Raw genomic sequence first — 25686 nt, 5'->3', positions numbered from 1 at the left:
CTAAAAAAACAGTCCTTTTCTGACAGGTTTTCTGATGCATTCTCGTCTTTCTGGACCTGTACTTATATATGATATCGGTAGATCAACTTCATTTTCTATAATATCTAAATAACAGCGGGCATTTTCTGGTAATTCTATTATATCCCGCATTCCTGAAATATCAACATTCCAGCCAGGTAAAGTTTCATAGACTGGTTCCACATTATCGCAATCTAAAAGGTCTGCCGGGAAATTTTTGGTCTTTTCGCCATTTATTTTATAGGCGGTACAGACTTTTAGTTTATCAAAACCGCTTAAGACATCTAATTTTGTCAGTACTAACTCGGTAAAGCCATTAACTATGCTGGCATAGCGGAGAGCAGGTAGATCTAACCAGCCACATCTCCTGGGGCGACCAGTCGTTACACCGAACTCTCTACCTTTATCTCTAAGAAGATCTCCAGTACTACCGTGAAGTTCTGTTGGAAATGGACCTTCACCGACTCTAGTGAGATAGGCTTTAGCTACACCAATTACACTATCTATATATTTAGGACCAAAACCGGTTCCTGAGGTTACGCCTCCACTGCCTGGGTTGGAAGATGTTACAAATGGATATGTACCAAAATCTATATCTAAGAGGCTGCCCTGGGCTCCTTCAAAAAAGATCTTTTTGCGATCCTGTCTGTATTTTTCAAGCAGATAGGGGGTATTAGTAACATATGGAGCCAATTTATCAGCAAGGGGTAAGATTTCAGCTTTAATTTCATCTACAGATATTTTATCTTCTCCATAAACTCCATGAAGGATTGCATTATGATATTCGAGCGCTTTTTTAAGTTTCTCAGTAAATCTTGATTCATTGAAGATATCTAGAACTCTCAGGCCTCTTCTGGCAACTTTATCTGTATAAGCAGGACCAATTCCCCGGCCTGTTGTACCTATTTTATCGTCAGCTTTCCTTTTTTCTTCTAAGTTATCCAGTATTCTATGATAGGGTAATACTAAATGTGCAGTTTTACTCAAATAAAAGTTTTCAAGACTAATTCCTCTATCTTCTAGCATTTCCATCTCTTCGACAAGTACTTTTAAATCGACAACTACACCGTTTCCAATCATACAAATAGTGTTTTTTTGCAATATTCCAGAAGGTATTAAATGTAATTCAAATTTATCATCTTTTACAACGACTGTATGCCCGGCATTATTTCCTCCACCATATCTAACGACAACATCAGCTTCTCTGGCCAGCATATCAGTTATTTTTCCTTTACCTTCATCGCCCCACTGGGCGCCAACTAAAACTTTGTTTAAACCGCGTGGCATAATAAAATCCCCTTTAGAAATAATATTTTAAATTGTCTAACAACTTTAGACTTTTTAAAAATGGCTTGATTACAAGATAATAGTAGCAAATTAATAGGCCACAGTCAAGAACTTCGATTTATAGGCAGGAAATTTCAGTTTGATCAAGAATTGATAATATTACAGCTTAAAAAGTTTTCGGAAATAATTTTACTTTTACATAATTAATTTATTTATAAAGGAGGCTAAACCTGATATGGATGGTGGTTTCTGGTTTAGGCAGGAAGGTATTTCTTTTAAAGGATCCCCGGCAAGCAGGACAGTTTCACTTGGCACTGACCTGATCAACCGGGGTTTTTTAACCCAGTTTCCTGGTTCCAGTCTGGCTGCATTTTTATTGCTGGCCAGCAAAGGAGCTGAGGTCGATGCGAAAGAGCTAAGTTTACAGGAGTTAAACTGCTTAATACCTGGCTCTTTAAATGAGGTTATTACTGGTTTAGAATATTTACAGGAAAGGGAAATTATCATTTTTGAAAATTTAAATGATAATCAGAATAAACTTGATTTAAGGAATTTAAATAAAGATGATAATATCTATATCTCTTTAAATCCATCAGGACTAATGCCTAGCCAGAAAGACGATGATAATGCCTGTGCTGCTAGAGATGATAGCGAGTTAGTTAAGAAACTTTTAGAGTTTTTTCCTGGCCAGCCTGATTCTCAAGCTCTAAAACAGGCTAGAGCTGAGATTAGCCGCTGGTGCGATGATTTCCCTCCAGCTTTAATAGAAGAGCTCTTAAATAGGGTCCATAAATGGCTGGAGCATCCACAGAACCCCCATGAGAGAGCTCATTATTACTTACGGGCTATTATTTCTGACTGGTATGAAAAGGAGATTTTTAGCTTTGAAAAGCTCCAGGAATATGATAGACTATACCGGGAGACCCGTGAACTGGCCAGAATTTATGGTTTTAAGAATTATCATCAACTAAATCCTATTCAACTTGAGACGTTACAAAGTTGGCTTAAAGGTGGTCAGGGGCTTTCTGTGCAACTTGCCTGCTGGGCTGTTAAAAAAGCTGTTAAACAGAAACGGGATGGCCGGCCTTCCCTTGATTATATTGAAAGGAATTATATTAAACCTTTAAAGGATGCAGGTATTCAAAATACTGAAGAGGCTGAGGCTTTTTTCAATGAAAGAAGTAAAAAGTACCATCGAGATAAAGCTAATGGTAAAAATACTGCAGACAAAACTATTAATATAGATGAAGAAACCGAGGAAGATAATTTTACATGTGATTTAAGCTGGGACAACCTTGAATGGGAAGAACCAGAATGATTAGAAGGAGGTAAGTTTTAATGCCAGAGAACAACCATGAATTTCAATTATTAGGGATTCTGCTTCAGTATCCAGACCAGATCGATCAAGCTGCTGATGAACTGGAAAATAGACATTTTAATAATCCTCAGGCAAGTTTGATTTACGAGGAGTTACTCAAACAGTTTAGACGGGATGGCGGGATCTCCAGGACAAAGTTATTATTAAAACTTAGAGAGGGTAATCTTGTTAATGATCCTGAAGAGATCATGGAACGGCTTACTTCTGGCTATAACTCCAGAGAAGAATTAAAGCCAACTATTGACCTGATTAAGGAAGATTATCAGAAAAAACTTCTGCGTCAGGCAGCCAACCAGCTCCAGGAGCTGGCTAATGATCCTGATAGAACTATTGACCAGTATCAATCCCGGGCCCAGGAGATTGTCTTCACTGCGACAAGTGAGGCCAGTGATCTTGAAAAACATATCTTTTCTATGGAAGAGGCCTTAATAAAATCCTATGAATATTATATTGACCGTCGGAATAATTTAACTGATACCGGGGTTCAGACCGGTTATATGAGTTTGGATAGAATGATAGGGGGTTTCAAGAAAGGCCACCTGAATGTTATTGCTGCTTCCACTTCTATGGGTAAGACTGCTTTTGCTATTAATATTGCACAGAATATTCTCCGCCGGGATATTCCTGTTGGAATTATCTCACTTGAGATGGAGGCCCAGGAGATCGTTGACAGGATGATCGTTCAGGAAGCAATGGTTAATGCCTGGAAATACAGTCAGGGAGAAACCAGTGATTCTGAGGATGAGAAGATTTCAAGTGCTTTAAATAAGATGCATGAATATCCGCTGATGATCTCTGATGAGCGTGGTTTGAATGTTGCCCAGATTCGGGCCCGATTGCGAAAGTTTAAGTCACAGCTAGATGAGCTGGGGCTAGTAATTATTGATTATCTCCAGATGGTCAAATTACCTGAAGATAGTGCTCAGAATACAGCCAGAGCTGTCGGTGAAATCGTACTCCAGCTGAGAAATATGGCCTCAGAGCTTGAGGTCCCGATTGTATTGATATCACAGATCAGCCGTAGCTTTACAAGCAGACAGGATAAACGGCCTGTGCTCTCTGATCTTCGTGATTCAGGAAATATTGAAGAGATAGCTGATGGAGTTATCTTCCTTTATAGAGAGGCTCATACTTCAGCTGCTGCCAGGGAAAAGGCAGAACTTGAAGGAACCCAGGGTAAGACCGATATTATTATTGCCAAGCAGAGAACTGGCCAGACTGGACTGGTTAACCTCCATTTCGATGAGGATCATATCCGTTTTGTTGATCCTGAGAATATGTCTTATGAGGATGCGATCCCAAATGCCCAGTGATGAAAGTATCAAGCTTAAAGCTTTAACAGCTTTCTTTTCAGCTTATGCCGACCTTAAGGACCAGGGAGATATAACCAGAGAGCAGTTTAATCAGGTCAATGAGTTAATTGAAGATATTGAAAAAATAGAGTATGATGCTCTGATAACAAGATTGGTGGAAATTTTTCCTGATTATCAACCTAAGGAATTAGGACTATTTTCTCTGGATAACAAATAATAATTCTTTAATATTATACACATTTTTTTATCTTTATGATATAATGAATCCAAAGATTAAAAATATGTTTTAAAAATTTAATAACATCCTTTGATAAAGGCACCCCTGTCGTAAGGCAGGTCCGCAAAGCCTGAAGCCCAATAGTTATTGGGTGGTTCAGCTACCGAAGGGAGTAGCTTAACTTATAATACTACTCTTCGGAGTAGTTTTTTTATTGCCTTTATTCAGGATTGTTATTCAGGAGGTCCGAACAATCTTGAAAAAAAATACTAAATTATTTGCGCTTGCAGCCTTATTGTTTAGTTTTATATTTATAATATCTGCCTGTTCAAGTTCTTCCTCTCTTTCAGAGGAAATTGATTCGACAAATAAACCTGAAGGCACCTATATTGAAGGCATTATAAGTATTAACCATGATTTCTCAAGCTCAACAACGACAACTGAAACTTCTTCTGTTTCTTCATTGAGTAATTCTTCAGGTATAAATAATGTAAATACTGAAAGTCAGTCTGAAAATGAAATGATAATCCATTTAAATAGTGGATTAAGTAAAAGCGAAGCTATTGATAAAGTCGAAGAGATGGGATACCGAGCTCTTGATTTTATGCCAGAGCTGGATGCAATCCTGGTTGAAGTTCCTGACAATGGTGCTCGTGTTTCAGCAATGAGTTCAGCTGAAAGTTCTTCTGATATTAGGTCAAGCCAGCCCAACCATATTTTTACCACCCAGGATTACGTAATCCCTAATGATGATAATTTTTCCAGACAATGGGCAGCTTCAGCGATTAAACTTCCTCAGGCCTGGAGACAGACAACAGGTTCAGACAGGGTTAGAGTTGCTGTACTTGATACTGGCATAGATTATAACCACCCTGAACTGGCTGATTTTATAGATAAAGATTCGAGTTATAATTTTATTGATAATAATTCAGATGCTATGGATTATAATAATCATGGTACACATGTTGCTGGAATAATTAGTGCTAAAGGAGATAATGGCAATGGTACCGCCGGAGTAATGTGGGAATCAGAATTAATGGCTGTAAAGGTACTAGGTGATGATGGAAATGGCTCTGAATGGTCTCTAGCCCAGGGAATTCTTTATGCTGCCGGTCTTTTAGATAATCAACCAAGGCAGACTGCTGATATTATAAATTTATCTTTAGGTATGAGTGATCCTAATCATGTCCCTAAAACTCTAGAAAGGGCTATTGAAAGAGCTGCTGCTGAAGGCATAATAATTGTCGCTGCTTCTGGAAATAATGGCTCCAGAGGAGTTATTTATCCTGCTGCATTCCCAGAGGTTATTGCTGTAGGAGCCCTTGAAGAAAATGGCTCAGATATGCCTGGGGTTGCAAGTTATTCCAATTATGGACCTGAGATAGATGTAACTGCTCCTGGATCATTGATTTATAGTACTCTAGTAGATGATAAGTTTGGCTATATGTCTGGCACTTCGATGGCTGCACCCCATGTATCTGGTCTTGCTGGCTTAATGCTAAGCGAAGGTATTAGAGCTAGAGATGTTAGATCATTACTACAGGATACAGCAATTAAACTTGGAAACGATGATTATAGTGAATCATACGGTTACGGTATGATAAATTCATATAAATCTGTTTATCAGGCTAATAAAATTAATATTATCCTGGGAAATGAAAATGGCGATGGATATGATATAATTAGCAAAACTAAAGTTGATCTTAATCAGTCTAAATTTATAATAGAAGATGTTCCTTCAGGTGAATATGAAGTAATCGCCTGGATTGATATTAGAGATAATGGCAAATTAGAGAATGGCGATTATTTTGCCTCTACTGGTAAAGTAAATATTGAAAGTGATGATTATCTTTTTGAGTTTGTTTTAGAGGAGTATTACAAATAAATATAATTAGTTTATAATACTTTTCAGCAGTGTCTCCAAATCATTGGAGGCGCTTTTTTTATTTTGCTATTATTTATTCAAAAAGCATAAATATAAATTTTATTATTAATACTATAATTTATGATTAATAGTAATGTTAATGCATTTCTTACAATCTTTTTCGATACTTTTCGACAATATAGGTAGTAATAACCATTCTTCTTCTTGAATAATTATGTTAATATTAGTTTACAAAATAAAATATAGAATCCTTTGATAAAGGCACGCCTGTTGTAAAGCAGGTTCGCAAAGCCTGAAGTCCATTTATATTTGGGTGGTTCAGCTACCGGAGGGAGTGGAATTTAACTTATACTACTCTTCGGAGTAGTTTTTTTATTATAACTTATTTTCAAAGGAATTCATTTAAGGGGGAATCTAAAACATAACTTGCTGGTTTAACAAATATTATTTAAATGATTGTTACGTCTAACCTAATAATCATTAAACAGAAATAATTTCGATATGCAACAATTAATTATAGAAAATAAAATTAGTTTACATCTATTATTACTTTTAAAAAACTAAATAGATTCCTTTGAAAAAGGCACGCCTGTTGTAAAGCAGGTTCGCAAAGCCTGAAGCCCATTTATATTTGGGTGGTTCAGCTACCGGAGGGAGTGGAATTTAACTTATACTACTCTTCGGAGTAGTTTTTTTATTATAACTTATTTTCAAAGGAATTCATTTAAGGGGGAATCTAAAACATAACTTGCTGGTTTAACAATAAATATTACTTAAATGATTGTTACGTCTAACCCAGAAGCCTCAATACAGAAATTAAATACAATATACAGAAATTAATTATTAAAAATAAAATATAATAAAAGAGGGTCTGATTAAAAAAATGGTTAAAAAAAATAAAATATATATGATTTTAGTTTTATTATGGGCAGTCACTTTTGTTATGTCCGGATGTTCAAGTACTAATTCACCTATCGTCGATAATTCTCCCGTCAGTGAATTTAATGTTCTAGTTCATGAGCCTGGAGCTAATTTTGAAGAAGATTTGAATTATTTTAAACTTGCAGATACTGAAGTAAGCCTGGCAGGTAAAACAACTAATACTGATGAAAGTGGAGTCGCAAGATTTAATAATATAAAAAGCGGAAGCCAAACATTAACTATAAGTAAAGCCGGTTATGAAGATTTTTCTCAAAATATTGATGTTACTGAAAACGCACTTCCTGCTAAAATAAATATTATTCAAGTAAATAGTGCAAAATTACAACCTAATATTAGAGAATTCAATCTAGCTAATCCTGAAAATATTAATACCAGTATTGAATGGAACGGCTCTAATAACGTCGAAGGTTTATACAGAATTTTAAGTGATGATGGCTTTGATACAAAAAATCTTCTTGATAGTAATTTAACAACTTTTAATAAGGCAAACAGTACTTTAATAATTGACAAACAATACTTCCTTAATTACGAAAAAGGAGATAAAGTAGAAATATTTATTAGCTTTGATCAAGGCAGCGATTCATTACTTACTATAAATATTGTGGAAAATGAAATTGAAGAAGATGCTAAGATTAATCCATCAAAATTTGATTTTAATATTGATGACCAGAAAGATATTGAAACAATAATTACTTGGAATAAAGCAGGTGAAGTTGATTATATTGAATCAGAAATTGATGATGACTACTATGACGTTGATATTAAAAACGACTATATCTTAAATGAAGAAACAAATTCTTTAGTTATTACTGCTGACGAAATTATGAGCAACAACCCTAAAGTCGGTCATGTTCTTAAGTACACTATACATTTTGATGTCGGAGATCCTGCTGAGTTATTTGTTACTATAATAGGAGACGGACAAGAAGCCGATAACGGAGATGATGAGGATGAAGAAGATGACGATAACCAGAATGGCGACGATGACGAAGATACAGAGGAGCCTGAGGAGCCTGGAGATGGCGATATAACTATTACTGGTACTTTTGATTTTCAGCATAATTTACCAGAATCAATCGTTACAGGCAGTTCAGTAAGTTCTGAAAATGAAGAAATTTGGCAGGCTAATATTCTAACAAAAAACGAAAAAAACGAATTAATTATTAGATTTAGAGCTGGCTTATCTGAATCTGAAGCTAATGAGAAAGTTAAAAAGCATGGCTACGAGCCTATTGATTATATGCCAGAATTAAATGCTATGCTTGTAAAATTGCCTGATAAGAATATAGCTTCAGAGGAAGTAAATCTCTTCAGTAACGACCCTGAAGTTCTTTCAATATCTGAGAATAGTCAGTTAGAAATTTTAGACTACAGAAATCCAAACGATACTTATTACGATAGACAATGGGGCAATCCAGTTATGAGATTGCCTCAGACCTGGAGAGATAATACTGGCAGCAGTAGAGTAAGAATCGCTATTCTCGATACCGGTATTGATCATACACATCCTGATCTCTTGGATAATCTAAATGTCACTGAAAGTTATAATGCTGTTAACAATAATGACGATGCAATGGATTACCATAGTCATGGAACTCATGTTGCTGGAATAGTAGGTGCTGTAGGAAATAATGCAAGAGGCGTTGCTGGAGTTATGTGGGATGTAGAAATGTTACCTGTTAAAGTTATGGGCGATGATGGTTCTGGTTCTTCCTGGGATGTAGCAAGAGGCATCTTATATTCAGCAGGTTTAATGCAAAATAGACCTATAAAACCTGTTGATGTAATTAATATGTCTTTAGGAAGTTCAAATTATAATAGTACTATTCATGATGCTATAAAGAAAGCCCATAATGAAGGGGTACTCATTGTCGCTGCAGCAGGTAATTCAGGAAGAAGAGGCGTTAGTTATCCTGCCAGATATGATGAAGTAATAGCAGTTGGTGCACTTGAATTAAGGTCCAACGAAATAATGTTGGCTCATTATTCCAGTTATGGCCCTGAGATTGATGTTGTAGCTCCCGGGTCACAGATTCTCAGCACAATACCTAACAGTTCTTTACAATACAAATCAGGTACTTCAATGGCCGCCCCTCAGGTAGCTGGTCTGGCTGGATTAATGATAGCTGATAGAATACCTCATTCCAGAGTTAGAGATATATTAAGAGATACAGCTATAGATATGAGCGATGAAGGTTTTAATGAAGAATATGGCCATGGCCTGGTAAATTCTTACTGGGCAACAAATGAAGCTCTTCAAGTTAATGTTATGGTTGGAACCAGAAATGGCAGTCGATTTGATTCTGTAGCCCAAACCACTGTTTCAATCACTGACAATCAATTCAAAATTGAAGATGTTCCTGCTGGTGAATATGAAGTTATCACCTGGCTCGATGTCAGAAGTAATAACACTATAGAAAATGGAGACTATTATAGCTCCACTGGCACTATTAATCTAAATAATAACCCATATGACTTTGACTTTACTCTAAAAGAATACAATCAAAACTAAGTATATTATTACCCCCTAATAATATAGATGGTACCTAAAAACCCCTGATTTATTTTTCAGGGGTTTTACTATTTAAAATCCATTTTATTCTTTCATAATATTGATTTCCATAATCGAAATCCCTATTCCTTTTTTAATTATTCCTGGTTTTATCAATCTCTCACCGAATTAACTTATCTGAACTAACCAGTTTTAATATATCTTTTTAACCTGGTGATAAAATTGAGCTAATATTTATAACTAAATTATTCATATCCTTTTTGGCTAAACCATTAACTATTTATTTTCTGTTTTCCAATGCTACTGAATATATCACTGTTGAATTACTAAAGACTAGAAGAGTTGTTTGCAAAATAGTAATTAATAATAAATAATGCTTTATTTTATAGCCTCCAGTTTATTTTAATTCTTTATCTTCTTCTCTCCAACGTCTAAAACTATATTCTGCATCTGGATAACCAATCGTTTCAAGGGCATCGCTAATTAATGTGACTAACTCTAAAAAGCTCCTAAAAGAAAGAACCTGCCTTCTATCCTTATTCAACCATTCTATTTCTCCCTGGATTGAGGCTGACTGCCTGAAATTTATTTTTATGAGAAAATATGTTGGTTGTTTTTCTAACTTTTTATCTTCTGGAAGTTTATTCACCTCAACACCCTCCTTATATATTACATTTTAATTTAATCTAATTATACAATAAAAAAAAGAACCACTAGTCATATCTCAGTCACACGATACTTTTATTTCAATCATTTCTCAGTCATATCTCAGTCACACGAAAAAGGCCTCCTAAAGAGGAGGCCAATTGATTTGCTATATTCATTTAAATATCAACAATCATTAAAGTTTTCTATAATTAGTATTTAAAGCTGTTCCAGTAGTTTCCCTTTGTATATAATAATAATTTTTAAGTCTTCCAAGTATCTCTCTAACTGTATCTTCCTGAATTGATGGGAAAAAAACTACAAACTGCTGATCTGTCCACTTACAGATTACATCACTGCTTCTTAGACTTTTCAAAATTGCATTTTTTAGTTTATCTATATAATAATCTTTTTTATTTTCATCGATATCACTCTGAGAAAGATCAAGTGCAATAGAGGCCATATAAAGACTACCATTATATCTTTGCTGATTTTTAACTAAAAAATCAGCAAAATCACAACAGATATCAGCAGAAATAAATTTCTTATCTGATATTTTGCCAGATAGACTTAGTTTTTCTTTAATACTATCTATCTCATATATATTACTAACTGCTTTATAGTCATTAAGCTGATCATTAGTGCTAATGGACTTTCCTGAATTACCATTTATTTTCTTATAAAGTTCTGGAAATGGTTCTGAAACCTGGTCTGCAAATAGTGATTTCACGAACTCATAATGGATTTTGGCTTCCCGTTTATAGCCCTGTTTAATTAAAGATGTCAGCAAAAGATAATGGGGGCGTTCTTCAAATGGTTCATGTTGAATAGCCTCCCGGCAAAGAGTTTCAATCTTATTATACTCCTCGAATTCTTCTAATATATGAGAAGCCCTATTTAATGAATCAAGATAGATTTGTTTATATTGGATTCTTGAAGGTATTACCCAGTGTTTATTTGTTCCATTATTTAAATAGTCTCCTTTATAAAGATCTAAGGCCGGCAAATATTCGCTTAAAGCAGCTTCTTTATCACCGTTTACCGCCTTATCTTCTCCTTTGCGACATTTATTTTTAAATTCAAGCATATCACACCAATAATTACCTTGCCAGTTTAATGAATAGCCGCCATGCTTGAAAATAATATATTTCCCCGACTTATATTCTTCTCCTTTTGAAAGCAGTTTTCTAAGCCTGTAAACTCTGTTTTCCAGTGCATTTTTGGCATCTAGCATTTCCAGATCGAAATTGAGATCATCAATGATCGTCTCCATTGGCTGAATTTTATTTGGATGACTTAAAAAATACTGGAATAATTCCCAGAGCTTATTGGAGTAATTCGTCTCATCTGTTAGAATATTATTATCTTTTTTAACTACAAATTCTCCCAGGGTATAAACTTTTAAATTAGGGTCTCCCTCCATAAAATCGCCCCGCTTCCTGTGAATTATCTTAAATAATTATAAAATTATCTACATATTTATTATACAACAGTCCTGAGAAAATTTCCAGTAAAAAACATATCATCCCTACTAAAATTCCAGTATTAACTATTTATTATTATTTAATCCCATGTGCTATCCAGCACTGTTCCTGGGAGCAAGAAACAATCTCCTTATCTATTAATTTAATTTTATAAAATAATCTTATCTCAATTAAATTTCTCTATGAAGGGCATCTACAGGCTCCATCTTTGCTGCGTTTCTAGCCGGCCATAACCCTGTTAGGCTGGAGATAATTGCTCCTAATAGAAAACTTACCACTAAATTTTCCAGACTAAAGACTGTATAGATAACTGGTGTTAAGATTAAATCCATATCTTCAAGTAAGTGACTGTAATAATCAAGACCAACCTGAGAAAAATAATAGGTTAAAATACCTCCTGGAATAACTCCAATCAGACTTCCTAAGGTTCCCATTGCAGCACCTTCCATAGCAAAAACTTGCATTATTTCACGTTTCTTAAGACCTAAAGCGCCCATCATACCAATCTCTGAGGTTCTTTCCCGTACTATCATAATCATAGTATTTATTAGAACTATTGATCCAAGCAATATAAAGAAGACATAAATTCCATCATATATTCTAATTGCTACCTGAAAGTATTCCATAAACTCATCTCCCTGTTGCCAGGGTTGAGCGATATAACTGGTCTCTCCAGCACCAGTAAAATAATTTTCAATTCTGCTGGCAATATCTCTAGAATTCTGAAAATTACTTCCAAATACAAGCACCTCTGTAGCTTCATCTTCTAAATAAAGCATATTCTGAGCCATTTCCAATGGAAGAAAAAAGAATGTATCATCAAGCATACTCAAGCCTGTATCTCTAACCCCTACAATTGTAAAAGTTCTCCCTTGAAATGATTGGTAGGCATCAGAAAATAATATTGTTACCCTACTACCTATTTCGGCATCAAACTTCCTTAAAAGGCCTTTTCCAACGACTATTTCATTTCCTGACTCAACCATCCTACCTTCCACTATATCAGCTGTTAAACCGCCATATCTTGATTCAGATTCAGGATCTACACCAATACCGGCCATCTGAATTATATCATCGCCAGGACTAGCCATAGCCCCAAATTTTAATCTTGGGAGTAAATATTCAATACCTTCAATATCCTGAAGATCCGATAACATTAACTCCAGGCCCTGGCCATCAATTCCATCTACTGTATATTCTAAAGATAGAAGTGCTTCTCTGGTATCATATTCTTCAGCAAGAATCCTTACATGACCTAATTGATTATCAAACTGTAATTGCAATGTCGATTGAACGGTTCCTAATATCAAGCCTCTTGTAAAGACAACAATCATTACAACCAGGGCTATCGCCAGGATCGATATAAAACTTCTAACTTTATTTCTACTTAAATTTCTTAAAGCTATTTTAAATAAATATTTCATTTTATACCTCCTAACGATGATAGATTGCTTTGATTGGATCTTTCCTGGCGGCCCAATATGCCGGTGGAATGCTTGCAATCATAGCTACTATTATTCCAAAAATAAAGATAAATAAGAAAGCGTTGGGATTCCAACTGCCATATAATCTGCCCAATATAGGTATTCCATAAGTTGTATCTTCAGTGATTATTGCATCCATAGCTACTCCATAGCTGGTGAAGAAATAATTAACTATTCCTGCAATAAGGCATCCAAGACTGCTGCCAATCAAACCAATTCCAGTTGCTTCATAAGAAAAAATCTTTACTATTTCTTTTTCCTTTAAACCCATGGCTTTCATCATACCAATTTCTTCTACTCGCTCTAAAGCAGAGAGAATTATTACATTAACAATACCAACTGCACCAATTAAGAGAATTAAACCTAAAATAACATAGTTTTCTATTTGACCAACTGCCTCCATTGCTAGCATCATTTCAGCAGAATCTTCCCAACTTCTAGCTGTTAGTCCACCTTGTAATCGATTTGTCAAATCTGAAAAAATACCTGTAGCTCTCTCTCGGTCATCTAATCTAACAAAAATTCTAGTACTTGCATTTTCTTCAACACCGGTCCACTGCCTGGCCTGATTTATATCATAAAGAACAACTCCAAGATTCATGTCAGGGTGAGGTGTACTGACTATTCCCTGAATTTCGCCATCTATTGTATTAAAACTTCCAGTAGTATCTCTAAATAAAAGAGTAAAATAATCTCCAACACCAATTTCCAATAACCTCGATAATCTATCTCCAATAACCAGCCCTTCATCGCCTGGGTTAATAAACTGGCCATCAGTTATATATTCCTCAGTATTAAAGACCTGACTATATCTATCAGGCTCAACTGCTCTTACTCTGAGAGGAAATTCATCTCTGCCAGAACTTATATTAGCCTGAAAATCTAGAGCCTGCACATGGCTTTGATAACCATCAATTCCTTCGATATTATTTATTAAGCTATCTTCTACAGGAAAAGCTTGACGGAGACGATTTGTATCTTCTTCAGCTTCAAAGTATTCCTCTAGACCAATTTCTAAATGGGCAGATTCAAAATCTATTATATTATTATATGAGATATCGCCCATACCTCCCATTAAGGAGTCCATTAATAAAAAGATAAAGACAGCGAGGGCTAATACTCCAGCAGTGACAAAGGTTCTGCGTTTTCTGCGCCAGAGATTTCTCCAGGCTATTTTAATTAAATACATGACTAATCTCTCCTCTCATCCTTCGATATTCTGCCATCACGAATCTCAATTAAGCGGAGAGCATAATCCATAACCATTGGATCATGGGTGGAAAAAATAAATGTTGTCTCTAACTCTCTATTCATTTCAAGCATGGTTTCTAAAACACCGGTAGCTGTTTCAGAATCAAGATTAGCTGTCGGCTCATCGGCTAGAACCAGCTTAGGTTCTTTCACTAAAGCTCTGGCAATCGCAACCCGCTGTTTCTGACCACCAGAAAGTTCATTTGGCTTTCTATCTTCAAGTTCATCAAGCCCTACCTTTGCCAGGATATTCATCACTTTTTCTTTAGTCTTCTTACCTTCACTACCTCTAGCTATTTTAAGCGCAAATTCAACATTCTCATAAGCTGTTAATACCGGTATTAAGTTATAACTTTGAAAAATAAAACCAATATGGTTTCTCCGGAGCATAGCTAACTGATTTTTATCTGATTCTACAATATTATTACCGTCAAAACGTACTAATCCACTTGTTGGTTTATCTAATGCCCCAATTAAATTTAAAAGTGTTGTTTTTCCGGAACCGGATGGTCCAAAGACAGTTGAAAACTCTCCAGTTTCAAATTCAAGATCAACCTCTTTTAATGCCGGTACTTCAATTTCTCCCTGTTGATAAATTTTACTGGCTTTTTCTAACTTTATTAACGCCATCATTTATCCCCCTTAGAAATATATATTTATTAATATTCTGAATTTTAATAGCTGCAATCTATGAAAAAACTTACATCTTAAGCAGATTATATATATAACTTTTAAATAAGTCAAGTGGTTGCCTTATGACAACCACTTATATTATAAACGATAATTATTTTCCATCAAATTAAAAACTGGAGAAAAAATACTGCAACTATTGCAGATAATACTATAGTTAGTAAATTAAATTTTAAATATGCCATTAAAGCTGCTACAATACCTCCGGCAACTGCTATAATGCTTGAATCTGTAGCACCGAGAATTCCAGGAAAAATTAATGCACTCAAAGCCGCTGGAGGTATATAATACAAAAACCTCCTCCAGAAGGATGTTAATTCTAAGTCAGAAAGAATTACAAGGGGAAACATCCTTGGAATATATGTAACAAGTGACATACCTATTATGATTACTAAATAATAACTATTTGACAACTCTATCACCTTCTACTTTTATAAACTTGGCCGCAAAGAGAGCTGATACCAGAGTCGTTATAGTTATTATCCAGCCCTCAGATAAGTTAAATACTGGCAACCAGCTTAAGCCTGAGCTGATAAATACAGCCAGTATAACAACTTTAAGTTTACTATTCGATCTCTTAATTTCTGGTATCAATAAGCCAACAAACATTGCATAAAGTGCTATTTCCATACTGGATTCCAGAAGAGCAGGCAAACTCTCTCCTATTAGAACTCCTGCTGCTGTTCCAAATACCCAGGCGATATATGGAATTGTAATTAGTCCAAAAACATAAGACCTGGGCAAATCTTCTCTATTATCTGTTGCAATTATTGAAAAACTTTCATCTGTGATCCCAAATGACATTAAGGCAAGCCAGCCTTTGTTATGTTTTTTCAATTTCTCTGATGTTGTGGCTGACATTAAAATATGACGAAGGTTAACAAAAAATATAGTTATAATTATACCTAAAATACCTGCCCCGCTAGCTATTAAATTTATAGCTACAAATTGACTTGCTCCAGCAAAAACCATAACTGACATGAGAACTATCATTGTTGATGGCAGATCAGCTGATCTTGCAACAACACCAAAAGTAATTGCAATTGGCAAGTAACCAATTGCGACTGGTAGTGCCCTTTTTACCCCCTGATAAAACATTAATATAAACCCCCAAACTATAAACTAAAAAATAATTATTAAATAGAATTTATAACTCATTATATCACTAGTTTCTTAAATCAGTCAAAAATAAAAGCGCCCATTTTATTGGGCGCCTTAGAATTTTAATATTTATTTTATTCAAGTTCTTCATCTGGATTCCAGTTTTCATGAACTTTACCGACAAGGTCTTCTCCTGGGGTTAATGTTTTCTTCCCAGGATGCCAGCCAGCTGGAGTAGCTTCGCAGGTATTACTTGTATGCTGAAGTGCTCTCACCTGTCTTACTAACTCCTCAACATTTCTTCCTGTTGGCTCATTTAAAATCTCCATAGCCTGTAGAACACCATCAGGATCAATAACAAACTTACCTCTTATATTTATGCCGTTTTCGGCATCATACACATTATACATTTTACCAATATCTCCACCTGGATCAGCTAACATTGGAAATGGAAGTCCACCCTCTATCATCTTGGATAGCTCTTCTTCCTGCCAGACTTTATGAACAAAATGGCTATCAGTACTAATAGCTAAAACTTCAGCATCAGCTTCCTGAAGTTCATCATACTTGACGGCAACTGCCGTTAATTCAGTCGGTCAGACGAAAGTGAAATCGCCTGGATAGAAAAATAATACAGTCCATTGCCCTTCATAATCTGTTAGTGCTACATCTTTAAATTGACCATCTACATACGCTTTTGTTTCAAAAACAGGTGCTTTTTCTCCAACTTTTATCATTATAAACCCTCTCCTTTTAATCAAGTTTTATGTTCTATTATATGATAACAGTTATCAATTAGAATTGCAACCTGATTTATATATAAATTGTTAAAAAAATAAAGCCGACCTAAATAGGTCGGCGATAAGTTAATTATTCAACTATATATCTTTATTCAGAACCTGGTTTCCATTCTTTCCAGACCTTACCTACTAAGTCAGGGCCAGGTTTAAGGGTTTTCTTCCCTGGAGTCCAGCCAGAAGGTGTTGCTTCTCCTGTTTCTCTTACATGTTGAAATGCTTGAAGCTGTCTAAATAATTCTTCAACATTACGGCCTACAGGTGGTGTAAGGATTTCCATGGCCTGTAATATGCCGTCTGGGTCAATTAAGAAACGGCCTCTTACATCGACACCTTCTTCTTCATCATATACACCATATAGACGACCAATCTTACCTGCTGGATCTGCAAGCATTGGAAATGGAACCCCACCATCTACCATCTTTGAAAGCTCTTCTTCCTGCCAGATTTTATGAGTGAAATGACTATTAGTACTTACCGATAATACTTCAAGATCTAATTCCTGTAACTCAGGATACTTGGCGGCAACTGACGCCAGTTCCGTAGGTCAGACGAAAGTAAAATCTCCTGGATAAAAACAGACCATTCTCCATTTCCCGTCATAATCTGATAAACTTACATCTTTAAATTCTCCCTGATGAAATGCTTTAGCAGTAAAATCAGGTGCTTTTGCTCCTACCTTAACCATTTGTTTGTTCCCCCTTTATAATATTTAATTTAACTGCTTTAATAATAACAGTTATCAATTAAATAGTCAATAATTTTCACTTATTTCCTTATTATAATTACGAATAACAAAAATAATAATTTCTTATACAAAGTATTATACTATGTTATGTCAATTTTATTAAATAAAAAAACAGCCCTGGTAAAAAGGGCTGCTTAATTAATATATTAAATTGAGCTTACTCTTCTTCTTTAGCAACAACATTAACAGTTATTTCTGCTGCTATATCTTCAAAGAGCTTAACTGTAACTTTATGAGCTCCTAAATCTTTGATATTCTCATCAAGGTCAATTTTCTTTCTATCTATTTCATAACCAGCAGCTTCTACTTTATCTGCTATATCATGAGTTGAGACAGAACCAAACAATCTTCCTTCTTCACCAGCTTTAACAGCTATTTCAAATTTCTCAGACTCTAACTTTTCAGCTTGAGCTTGAGCTGCTTCTCTATTTTCAGCTTTAGCTTTTTCTTTAGCCTTTTGAGCAGCTTTAACTTCCTGAATTTTAGCTTTTGTAGCTTTTTCTGCTAACCCTCTAGGAAAAAGAAAATTTCTAGCATAACCATCAGCAACATCAACAACCTCGCCTCCGGCACCTACTTTTTCAACATCTTCACGGAGTATTACTTCCATTTAAATAGACCTCCTTTATATTCACATTTAATTGTTTCCATATTTTAATTTTCGAATATCAAACCATAAATCAACCAGACCTATTAGAAATAAAAGTGGTGGTATTACCGGTATCATTATAACTAAAAGGATATAAATCCAGTTTAAGAAAAAGGATTTGGTCTTTTTTCTTACATAATATAGCCCTACTCCAAAACCCTGTAAAAACAATAAAAATATTATTATCACCAGAAGATTTAAGCCAACTGGACTGCCTCTAAATAAAATAGAGATTACCAGTCCCAGTGATAAGATTATTGTTGGGAAACGCCAGTAAGAGATACTATTATAGGTATTAACTGAAATCCTTTTAATATCAAAATACCAGTGAACTAAATAATAATTTAATATACCAGTTAAAACACCTGAAATTATAAGCATTCCTGGAATTATCAAAGAAATTAACTCCAATTGAGCCTCTAAAACTGCTGTCATCTCTCCATTTTCAAGTAATGGGACTAAATTATCAGCAATTGCTGATTGAACTGTAGCTAAAATTCCACCGTCATATGCAAAGGAAATTCCAGCTATAATTAAGAAATTAGAAGCTATTGCTGCTAATACTGTCATTACCAGGACTTTAAAGGCCGACAATTTTTCTAGGATAGCTCCGGCCATTACAAATCCAACAAAACCAAAGCCAGCAACAGTCAATAATCCCATTAATGGATTAAATAACAGGCCATTAATTAATGCTGCAATTGCAATTAAAATAGTTGCCTTCTGCATTCCCTGATGGATAGCTAGATTGACTATTGGTATTGGCCAGATTAAAATAACAGCTAGATTAAAAAATGGAAAACTAACATTTATAAATGTTAAAATAACTATAGCTATAAGACTCAATAAAAACTGCTTTCTCATTTCTTTCAGGTCCTGGTCTGGTGTAGATGGTTTATTATCCATCTAAAACAACTCCCTAATATATCCGTTAAAGGAGGCAGGAAGTCCTACCTCCAAATATAATCTTTAATTAATTACTCTTTAACATACGGTAATAAAGCAATATGTCTTGCCCTTTTAATAGCCTGGGTAATGGCTCTCTGATGTTTTGCACATGTACCTGAGACTCTCCTGGGCATAATTTTACCTCTATCAGTAAGATGCTTCTTTAAAGTTCTTAAATCTTTATAGTCAATTTCTTTATCATTCCCGCAATAATAACAGGATCTATTTCTACCTCGTGCCACTTATATCCCTCCTTTTTGGAACTTCAACTTAAAATGGAACATCAAAATCATCGTCAAGCATATCCTCAGCACTGTCAGGTGGACTATCTGGACCAAACTGTTGATTACTGGATGCTCCACTTCTTCCACGCTGGTTCTGAGAATTACCATCCTTTGGCCAGTCAAGAAAACGTACATCCTGAGCTACAACTTCGGGGTTAATATAGGTTCTATTTTCCTTTTCGCTTTTGCGAATCTGGAGACGGCCATCAACTGCAACCAGCCGACCTTTACCTAAGTGCTGGGCACAGGTCTCAGCTAATTTTTGCCAGGTTACTACTGGTATAAAATCTACATCTCTATCTCCATCGCGATTTGTATAGTTTCTCTCAACAGCCAGTGTGAAATTGCAGACAGGAGTACCACTACCTGTATATCTCAATTCTGGATCTCTAACTAGCCGCCCAATTAATATTATCTTATTTAACATTTACATAACCACCCCGCAAGTTTTACTCATCGACTCTAATAACCATATAGCGCATTACTCCACCGATAAGTTTAAGATTACGTTCAAGTTCATCAACTGTATCTGCATTACCTTCAAAGTTCAGCATATAATAATATCCTGAGTATAAATCGTTGATTGGATAAGCAAGACGTTTCTCTCCCCAATCTTCTAACTCAGTGATATCGCCTGCTGAGCCTTCAACAGAATTTTTAATACGCTCAACTGCCGCTTCATGTTCCTCTTCAGTAATTTCGTTATTTAAAATAAAAGTGGCTTCATAATTTCTTCTTCTCATTTATAATTCACCTCCTCCATCCGGTCTTAACGGCCCTATTTTTATAGAGCATGGAAGTTTGGCCTGCTTTAAGCAGACCTTTTAATATTATAGCATTACTAAAACTATCTTGCAAGCAAAATAAGAATAAATATTCATTAATCTTTAAATCTAAAGTGACAGATATCGCCATCTTCAACTATGTAATCTTTACCTTCTATTCTAACCTTACCTGCATCTCTTGCCCCGGCCATTCCATCAAAACTATCCCAATCTTTAAAATTAACTACTTCTGCTCTGATAAAACCTTCTTCCATTGATGAATGAATTTTCCCTGCTGCTTTAATTATCTCAGTACCTTCTGGAATTGGAGTAGCCCTAACTTCTCTGCCACCTGCAACTGTATAAAATGTTATTAAATCTAGAAGTTCATATCCAGCCTGAATCAACTTTTTTAATCCAGGTTCTTCTAATCCTAATTCATTTAAAAATATTTCTTTCTCATCAGTTTCCAAATCAATTAATTCAAGTTCAAAGACAGCTGACAGTTCAATTAATTCAGCCTCTTCATTTTCAGCTTTATTCTTTAAGCTTTGAAAATTTTCTATATTATTTAATTCAGTTAATTGTTGCTCAGACATATTTGCTACATATAAGACAGGCTTATCAGTTAAAAAGAACAGCTCATTTGCAAGTCTTCTAGCATTATCATTTAATTTTTGAAGTCTAACTGGAATCCCGGATTCTAAAGCTTGTTCTATCTTTTTAATGATTTTCATTTCTTCTTTATATTTATCTTCTCCTGTTTTTAGCATCTTTTCCGTTTTTTCCTGCCGCCTTCTCAAGGTTTCTAAATCAGCTTCAATTAATTCATTTTCTATAATTTTAATATCCTGAACAGGATCTATATCACCACTAACATGGGCTACATTTTCATCTTCAAAAAAACGGACTACATGGATTATGGCCTCAACTTCTCTAATATGACTTAGGAATTTGTTTCCTAATCCCTCTCCTTTACTTGCCCCCTCAACTAATCCTGCTATATCAACGAACTTAATTGGGGCAGGTGTACAGTCCTCTGGATTATATTCCTGGCAGAGCTTTTCTAATCTATTATCTTCAACATTGACAACACCGATATTTGGCTCAATGGTACAGAAAGGATAATTATCTGCAGAAATACCTGCTTCAGTTAAAGCATTAAAAAGTGTTGATTTTCCTGAATTCGGCAAACCAATAATTCCTAATTCCATTAATTATCTGGCCTCCGCTCTAATGTTTTTTTATAGGATTTATTAAAATTTTTTCTTGAAAGACTGATATAATTTTGACATTCAATACATTTAATTTTAACATCCATTCCAATTCTAATTAATTCCCATCTGTTTGTGCCACAGGGATGTTCTTTTTTAAGCTTTATTATATCTCCAGGTTTTAATTTAGAGATTTCTTCTAAATTCATTTAAAATCCCCCTCTGATAAATTATAATAACCAGAAAATAGTTAAAAGCAAAAAAACAAAACCTAAAATAATGGGGACCATACATCCAGGATCTTTATAAATAGGAGTATCCTCTTTAGCTTTAAAAGCATAAGTTCCAAGTTTTCTAGCTTTTTTTAAGTATTTAACAGACTTAGAAATTTCCCCTTCTTCTCTTAAAATAACCCCCAGATTATTATAAGCAGGCCCATATTCAGAATTTAAATCAATGGCTTCCTGATAAAGCTCTTTTGCTTTATAAGTATTGCCTGCTTCTCTTTCAAGGCTCCCCATATTTGTTAAAGCTGGAGGAAACTTAGGATCTACTTCTCCTAATACATATTCTAAAATTTCTCTAGCTTCACTTTTATTATCCTGTCTGATATACATTACAGCTAGTTTATTATAGGCAGGAGCAAAATTTTCTTCTCTTTCGATAACTTCGCGGAGAAGTTCTTCCCCTTCTTGATCTTTACCTCTATCCACACATTCTGTTCCTTTTTCATATTTTTCTACCAGATCTTCTGAATAATCATTTAAATACGTTTCTTCTCTCATTGTAATCACCTGATTAGATTATACCACAACCTTTAAAAGAAGAAAAGCACCCTGATAATAACTACCAGGATGCTTTATATAATCGCCTTTTTAATATAATAACACTCGTTTTGAGTTTTAATTACCAGCGTAAATCCGGATTTCTTGCAGCTTGAGCCTCATCTAGCTTTCTAACAATTGTAGTGTGAGGAGCTTTTTTGACCATTTCTGGATCTTCATCTATTTCCCGGGAAATAGTTTCAAGAGTTTCAATGAACCGATCAAGCGATCTCAAATTCTCTGTTTCAGTCGGTTCAATCATCATTGATTCTTTAACTATTAATGGGAAATAAATTGTAGGTGCATATTGGTCATAATCTAATAATCTTTTAGCAATATTTAGAGTTGATACTCCTTTTTCTTTCTGTTTACTTCCAGAAAGCACGAATTCATGGAGGCTATCTGCACTAAACGGAAGTTCATAATCATCTTTCAACTTAGCTTTAAGATAATTAGCGTTTAAAACTGCATTCTCTGTAATTTCTTTTAATCCGGTTTTCCCGTGGCCTCTAATATAAGTGAATGCCCTTAGCATTACACCATAATTACCATAGAAGCTATGAACTCTACCCATTGAATCAGGCCTATCGTAATCCCAAAAATACTCTCCCTCTTTTTCTGTTAAGAAAGGTTTAGGTAGATATGGAGTTAAAAACCTTTTAACTCCAACCGGGCCTGAACCAGGACCTCCACCACCATGTGGAGTTGAAAAAGTTTTATGAAGGTTAAAATGCATTACATCAAAGTTCATATCTCCAGGACGAGCATAACTAAGAATTGCATTCATATTAGCGCCATCATAATACAATAGACCTCCAGCATCATGAACTAGATCTGCTATTTCACAGATATCTTTTTCAAAAATACCCAGGGTATTGGGGTTGGTTAACATTAACGCTGCAACATCATCATCAAGAGCCTCTTTTAAGCTATCTAAGTCAACCATACCTCTATCATTAGATTCTATTTCTACTGCTTCATAACCTGCCATTGTTGCTGTTGCAGGATTAGTACCATGAGCAGAGTCAGGGACAATTACTTTATTCCTTTCCTCTCCTCTAGTTTCAAAGTACTTTCTAATTATCATTAAACCTACATATTCTCCATGGGCTCCTGATGCCGGTTGTAAAGTGATTTCATCCATACCACTTATTTCGGCAAGATATCTTTTAAGATCGTACAGCATTGAGAGGCTACCCTGAACTTCATTTACAGGTTGAAATGGATGAATATTGGCTAAACCAGGAATCCTCGCAACATCTTCATTGATCTTAGGATTATATTTCATTGTACAGGAACCTAATGGATAAATTCCTGAATCAACGCCATAATTCATTTCTGAAAGACTGGTAAAATGCCTTACAACATCAACTTCACTAACCTCAGGCAAATCAGGAGCTTCTTCTCTAACTGTACCTTCAGGTAAACTCGCCTTTGGGTCTACTCTATCAACATCTAGTTCTGGTAAACTATAACCCTTGCGACCTGGAGTACTAAAGTCTTTAATTAGAGGTTCATTCATTGACTGCCACCTCCATCGCTGAAACAAATTTATCTAAATCTTCTCTTGTCTTCTTCTCAGTTACACAGATTAATAAACCCTCTTCTTCATCAAATTGAGATAGATCTACACCAGCCAGTATGCATTTATCATACAGCTCACTAAATATTTCTGAAGCTGGTTTTTCTGTCTTAACCCAGATTTCATGGAAATGATTATCTCCATTGACTACTTCTAGACCGGATATTCCTTCCAGCCTCCCTTTTAAATAACGGGTTTTATTAAATGATTGATAGGCAACTTCTTCTATACCTTTCTTACCCATAGTTGCCATATATATTGTTGCCATTAATGCATTTAAAGATTCATTGGTACAAATATTAGAAGTTGCTTTTTCTCTTCTAATATGCTGTTCTCTAGTTTGCATGGTCATTACAAAACCTTCTTGACCTTCAACATCTTCAGTTTTGCCAACTAAACGGCCTGGCATTTGTCTTAATAGACGACGATCATCTCTTATTGCCATATAGCCAAGATATGGTCCTCCATAATTTACTCCATTTCCTAGTGGCTGGCCTTCACCGATTACTATATCTGCACCAAATTCACCTGGAGGGGTTAACATTCCAAGGGCAATTGGATTGGCAGCAACTATTAGTAAAGTCTTTTTCTGTTTTTCAACCATTGCAGCAATCTTTTTCATATCTTCTACAGAACCATAAAAATTAGGATATTGAATTATAACTGCTGCAGTCTGATCATCTAGAGCTTCTTCTAGTTGTTCTAAGTCTGTTAAAGAGCCAGATAGACCTATTTCTTGAAAGTCAGCATTATGGGGACCACCATAAGTTCTTCCAACTTCTCTATATGAAGGGTGAATAGATTTAGGCATTATTACTTTGTTTAATCTTGTATGCCTTAAAGCCATTAAAATGGCTTCTCCTAATGCTGAACCTCCATCCAATAAAGAAGCATTAGCAATTCCCATGCCTGTCAATTCAGCAATCATACTCTGATACTCATAAATAGCCTGGAGGGTTCCCTGACTTAATTCAGCCTGATAGGGTGTATATGCTGTATAGAATTCTGATCTTAGAACCATATGATCTATAATCGAAGGTATATAGTGATCATAGGACCCTGCTCCTAAATAACTATCTGCTTCAGTTAAATCAGTATTTCGAGAAGCCCGTTCATTAACTAAATTCATCATTTCTAACTCTGATATAGGATCAGGTAGTTCTAGTGGTTTATCGAGTTTTATATTATCAGGAATAGCTGAAAAAAGATCAGTAATTTCCTCCACACCTATATCAGAGAGCATTTTTTTCTGTTCTTCAGGTGTGTTAGAAATATATTTCATTTAGGCTTCCTCCTCTAGAAAGCTAGAATATTCATCTGAATTCATTAATTCATCTAATTCAGCCTCATCACTTAATGATACTTTTATAATCCAACCACCTTCATAGGGCTCATCATTAACTAATTCTGGTTGATCTAACAAATCTTCGTTTATCTCTACTACTTCTCCACTAACTGGCATATAAAGGTCAGAAACCGCTTTTACTGATTCAATAACACCGAAATTATCCTCCTGATCAAATTCATCGCCAACCTGTGGTAATTCTACAAAAACAATGTCTCCTAATTCATCCTGAGCAAAGTCTGTAATCCCAATAGTACCTACTCCATCTTCAACTTTTACCCACTCATGATCTTCTGAATAATAAAATCCTTCTGGTATACTCAT

25 protein-coding genes, 1 pseudogene and 3 riboswitches are annotated in these 25686 nt (G+C 35.1%); of the genes and pseudogenes, 5 read left to right on the top strand and 21 right to left on the bottom strand.

Annotated features, from left to right (window positions below; genetic code table 11):
* On the bottom strand, positions 1-1305 hold the full coding sequence (locus tag I0Q91_RS11695; protein WP_270454743.1) for an adenylosuccinate synthase: 1305 nt from the start codon (positions 1303-1305) through the stop codon (positions 1-3).
* A gap of 235 nt (positions 1306-1540) precedes the next feature.
* On the opposite strand from I0Q91_RS11695, the gene I0Q91_RS11690 reads away from it, so the two are divergent.
* The 5 genes from I0Q91_RS11690 to I0Q91_RS11670 all read left to right on the top strand — a co-directional run bounded on the left by I0Q91_RS11690 (position 1541) and on the right by I0Q91_RS11670 (position 9552).
* Positions 1541-2623 (top strand): DnaD domain protein, encoded by a 1083-nt coding sequence (locus I0Q91_RS11690; RefSeq protein ID WP_270454742.1) that lies wholly within the window; start codon positions 1541-1543, stop codon positions 2621-2623.
* A 20-nt stretch (positions 2624-2643) separates the two neighbouring features.
* Positions 2644-3996: a replicative DNA helicase gene (locus I0Q91_RS11685; protein ID WP_270454741.1), complete on the top strand. Its 1353-nt coding sequence runs from the start codon at positions 2644-2646 to the stop codon at positions 3994-3996.
* Complete coding sequence (locus I0Q91_RS11680) at positions 3986-4213, top strand: hypothetical protein (protein ID WP_270454740.1); 228 nt, start codon at positions 3986-3988, stop codon at positions 4211-4213. The genes I0Q91_RS11685 and I0Q91_RS11680 overlap by 11 nt, the downstream gene beginning before the upstream one ends.
* Positions 4214-4301: 88 nt before the next feature.
* Positions 4302-4381: riboswitch (cyclic di-GMP riboswitch) on the top strand.
* Between the two features lie 88 nt (positions 4382-4469).
* Positions 4470-6098, top strand: coding sequence for a S8 family peptidase (locus I0Q91_RS11675; RefSeq protein WP_270454738.1), 1629 nt, complete (start codon positions 4470-4472; stop codon positions 6096-6098).
* A 250-nt stretch (positions 6099-6348) separates the two neighbouring features.
* A riboswitch (cyclic di-GMP riboswitch) is annotated at positions 6349-6428 on the top strand.
* A 242-nt stretch (positions 6429-6670) separates the two neighbouring features.
* Positions 6671-6750, top strand: a riboswitch (cyclic di-GMP riboswitch).
* A 231-nt stretch (positions 6751-6981) separates the two neighbouring features.
* A complete protein-coding gene (locus tag I0Q91_RS11670) occupies positions 6982-9552 on the top strand; it encodes a S8 family serine peptidase (protein ID WP_270454736.1) in 2571 nt (856 codons plus the stop codon).
* A 397-nt stretch (positions 9553-9949) separates the two neighbouring features.
* Here the strand turns inward: I0Q91_RS11670 and I0Q91_RS11665 are convergent, their stop codons facing one another.
* The 20 genes and pseudogenes from I0Q91_RS11665 to gcvH all read right to left on the bottom strand — a co-directional run bounded on the left by I0Q91_RS11665 (position 9950) and on the right by gcvH (position 25686).
* Positions 9950-10201 carry a hypothetical protein gene (locus I0Q91_RS11665; protein ID WP_270454735.1) on the bottom strand — a complete coding sequence of 84 codons (252 nt, stop codon included), beginning with the start codon at positions 10199-10201 and terminating at the stop codon, positions 9950-9952.
* A 192-nt stretch (positions 10202-10393) separates the two neighbouring features.
* The gene (locus I0Q91_RS11660; protein ID WP_270454734.1) at positions 10394-11620 is read right to left on the bottom strand and encodes an AfsR/SARP family transcriptional regulator; all 1227 of its coding nucleotides are present in this window, start codon (positions 11618-11620) and stop codon (positions 10394-10396) included.
* A 231-nt stretch (positions 11621-11851) separates the two neighbouring features.
* A complete protein-coding gene (locus I0Q91_RS11655; protein WP_270454733.1) occupies positions 11852-13105 on the bottom strand; it encodes an ABC transporter permease in 1254 nt (417 codons plus the stop codon).
* Positions 13106-13115: 10 nt separating this feature from the next.
* Positions 13116-14354 (bottom strand): ABC transporter permease, encoded by a 1239-nt coding sequence (locus I0Q91_RS11650; RefSeq protein WP_270454732.1) that lies wholly within the window; start codon positions 14352-14354, stop codon positions 13116-13118.
* Between the two features lie 2 nt (positions 14355-14356).
* On the bottom strand, positions 14357-15046 hold the full coding sequence (locus tag I0Q91_RS11645) for an ABC transporter ATP-binding protein (RefSeq protein ID WP_270454731.1): 690 nt from the start codon (positions 15044-15046) through the stop codon (positions 14357-14359).
* A 164-nt stretch (positions 15047-15210) separates the two neighbouring features.
* A complete protein-coding gene (locus tag I0Q91_RS11640; protein WP_270454730.1) occupies positions 15211-15519 on the bottom strand; it encodes an AzlD domain-containing protein in 309 nt (102 codons plus the stop codon).
* The gene (locus tag I0Q91_RS11635) at positions 15509-16204 is read right to left on the bottom strand and encodes an AzlC family ABC transporter permease (protein WP_270454729.1); all 696 of its coding nucleotides are present in this window, start codon (positions 16202-16204) and stop codon (positions 15509-15511) included. Before I0Q91_RS11635 ends, I0Q91_RS11640 begins: the two co-directional genes overlap by 11 nt.
* 137 nt (positions 16205-16341) lie before the next feature.
* Positions 16342-16944: a thioredoxin-dependent peroxiredoxin gene (prxU, locus tag I0Q91_RS11630; RefSeq protein ID WP_270454728.1), complete on the bottom strand. Its 603-nt coding sequence runs from the start codon at positions 16942-16944 to the stop codon at positions 16342-16344.
* Positions 16945-17095: 151 nt separating this feature from the next.
* Positions 17096-17698: pseudogene (gene prxU, locus I0Q91_RS11625) on the bottom strand (thioredoxin-dependent peroxiredoxin); the annotation flags it as partial.
* Between the two features lie 211 nt (positions 17699-17909).
* Positions 17910-18362, bottom strand: a complete 453-nt coding sequence (rplI, locus tag I0Q91_RS11620) for a 50S ribosomal protein L9 (RefSeq protein ID WP_270454726.1) — start codon at positions 18360-18362, stop codon at positions 17910-17912.
* A 27-nt stretch (positions 18363-18389) separates the two neighbouring features.
* On the bottom strand, positions 18390-19307 hold the full coding sequence (locus tag I0Q91_RS11615) for a DUF2232 domain-containing protein (RefSeq protein WP_270454725.1): 918 nt from the start codon (positions 19305-19307) through the stop codon (positions 18390-18392).
* Between the two features lie 71 nt (positions 19308-19378).
* On the bottom strand, positions 19379-19591 hold the full coding sequence (gene rpsR / locus I0Q91_RS11610; protein ID WP_270454724.1) for a 30S ribosomal protein S18: 213 nt from the start codon (positions 19589-19591) through the stop codon (positions 19379-19381).
* A 28-nt stretch (positions 19592-19619) separates the two neighbouring features.
* Entirely contained in the window at positions 19620-20060 is a 441-nt protein-coding gene (locus I0Q91_RS11605; RefSeq protein WP_270454723.1) for a single-stranded DNA-binding protein, read from the bottom strand.
* A gap of 22 nt (positions 20061-20082) precedes the next feature.
* Positions 20083-20376 carry a 30S ribosomal protein S6 gene (rpsF, locus tag I0Q91_RS11600; protein WP_270454722.1) on the bottom strand — a complete coding sequence of 98 codons (294 nt, stop codon included), beginning with the start codon at positions 20374-20376 and terminating at the stop codon, positions 20083-20085.
* A gap of 137 nt (positions 20377-20513) precedes the next feature.
* Positions 20514-21611, bottom strand: coding sequence for a redox-regulated ATPase YchF (ychF, locus tag I0Q91_RS11595; protein ID WP_270454721.1), 1098 nt, complete (start codon positions 21609-21611; stop codon positions 20514-20516).
* On the bottom strand, positions 21611-21820 hold the full coding sequence (locus tag I0Q91_RS11590; RefSeq protein ID WP_270454720.1) for a DUF951 domain-containing protein: 210 nt from the start codon (positions 21818-21820) through the stop codon (positions 21611-21613). Before I0Q91_RS11590 ends, ychF begins: the two co-directional genes overlap by 1 nt.
* Before the next feature lie 21 nt (positions 21821-21841).
* Positions 21842-22396 carry a tetratricopeptide repeat protein gene (locus tag I0Q91_RS11585; protein ID WP_270454719.1) on the bottom strand — a complete coding sequence of 185 codons (555 nt, stop codon included), beginning with the start codon at positions 22394-22396 and terminating at the stop codon, positions 21842-21844.
* 121 nt (positions 22397-22517) lie between these two features.
* Entirely contained in the window at positions 22518-23957 is a 1440-nt protein-coding gene (gene gcvPB, locus I0Q91_RS11580) for an aminomethyl-transferring glycine dehydrogenase subunit GcvPB (protein ID WP_270454718.1), read from the bottom strand.
* Positions 23950-25299 carry an aminomethyl-transferring glycine dehydrogenase subunit GcvPA gene (gene gcvPA, locus I0Q91_RS11575; RefSeq protein WP_270454717.1) on the bottom strand — a complete coding sequence of 450 codons (1350 nt, stop codon included), beginning with the start codon at positions 25297-25299 and terminating at the stop codon, positions 23950-23952. The genes gcvPB and gcvPA overlap by 8 nt, the downstream gene beginning before the upstream one ends.
* Positions 25300-25686, bottom strand: a complete 387-nt coding sequence (gene gcvH, locus I0Q91_RS11570; RefSeq protein ID WP_270454716.1) for a glycine cleavage system protein GcvH — start codon at positions 25684-25686, stop codon at positions 25300-25302.

Origin of the sequence: Halonatronomonas betaini (genome assembly GCF_015666175.1) — a bacterium.
Classification (GTDB): domain Bacteria; phylum Bacillota; class Halanaerobiia; order Halanaerobiales; family Halarsenatibacteraceae; genus Halonatronomonas; species Halonatronomonas betaini.
This window is presented reverse-complemented; position numbering and strand designations above follow the sequence as displayed.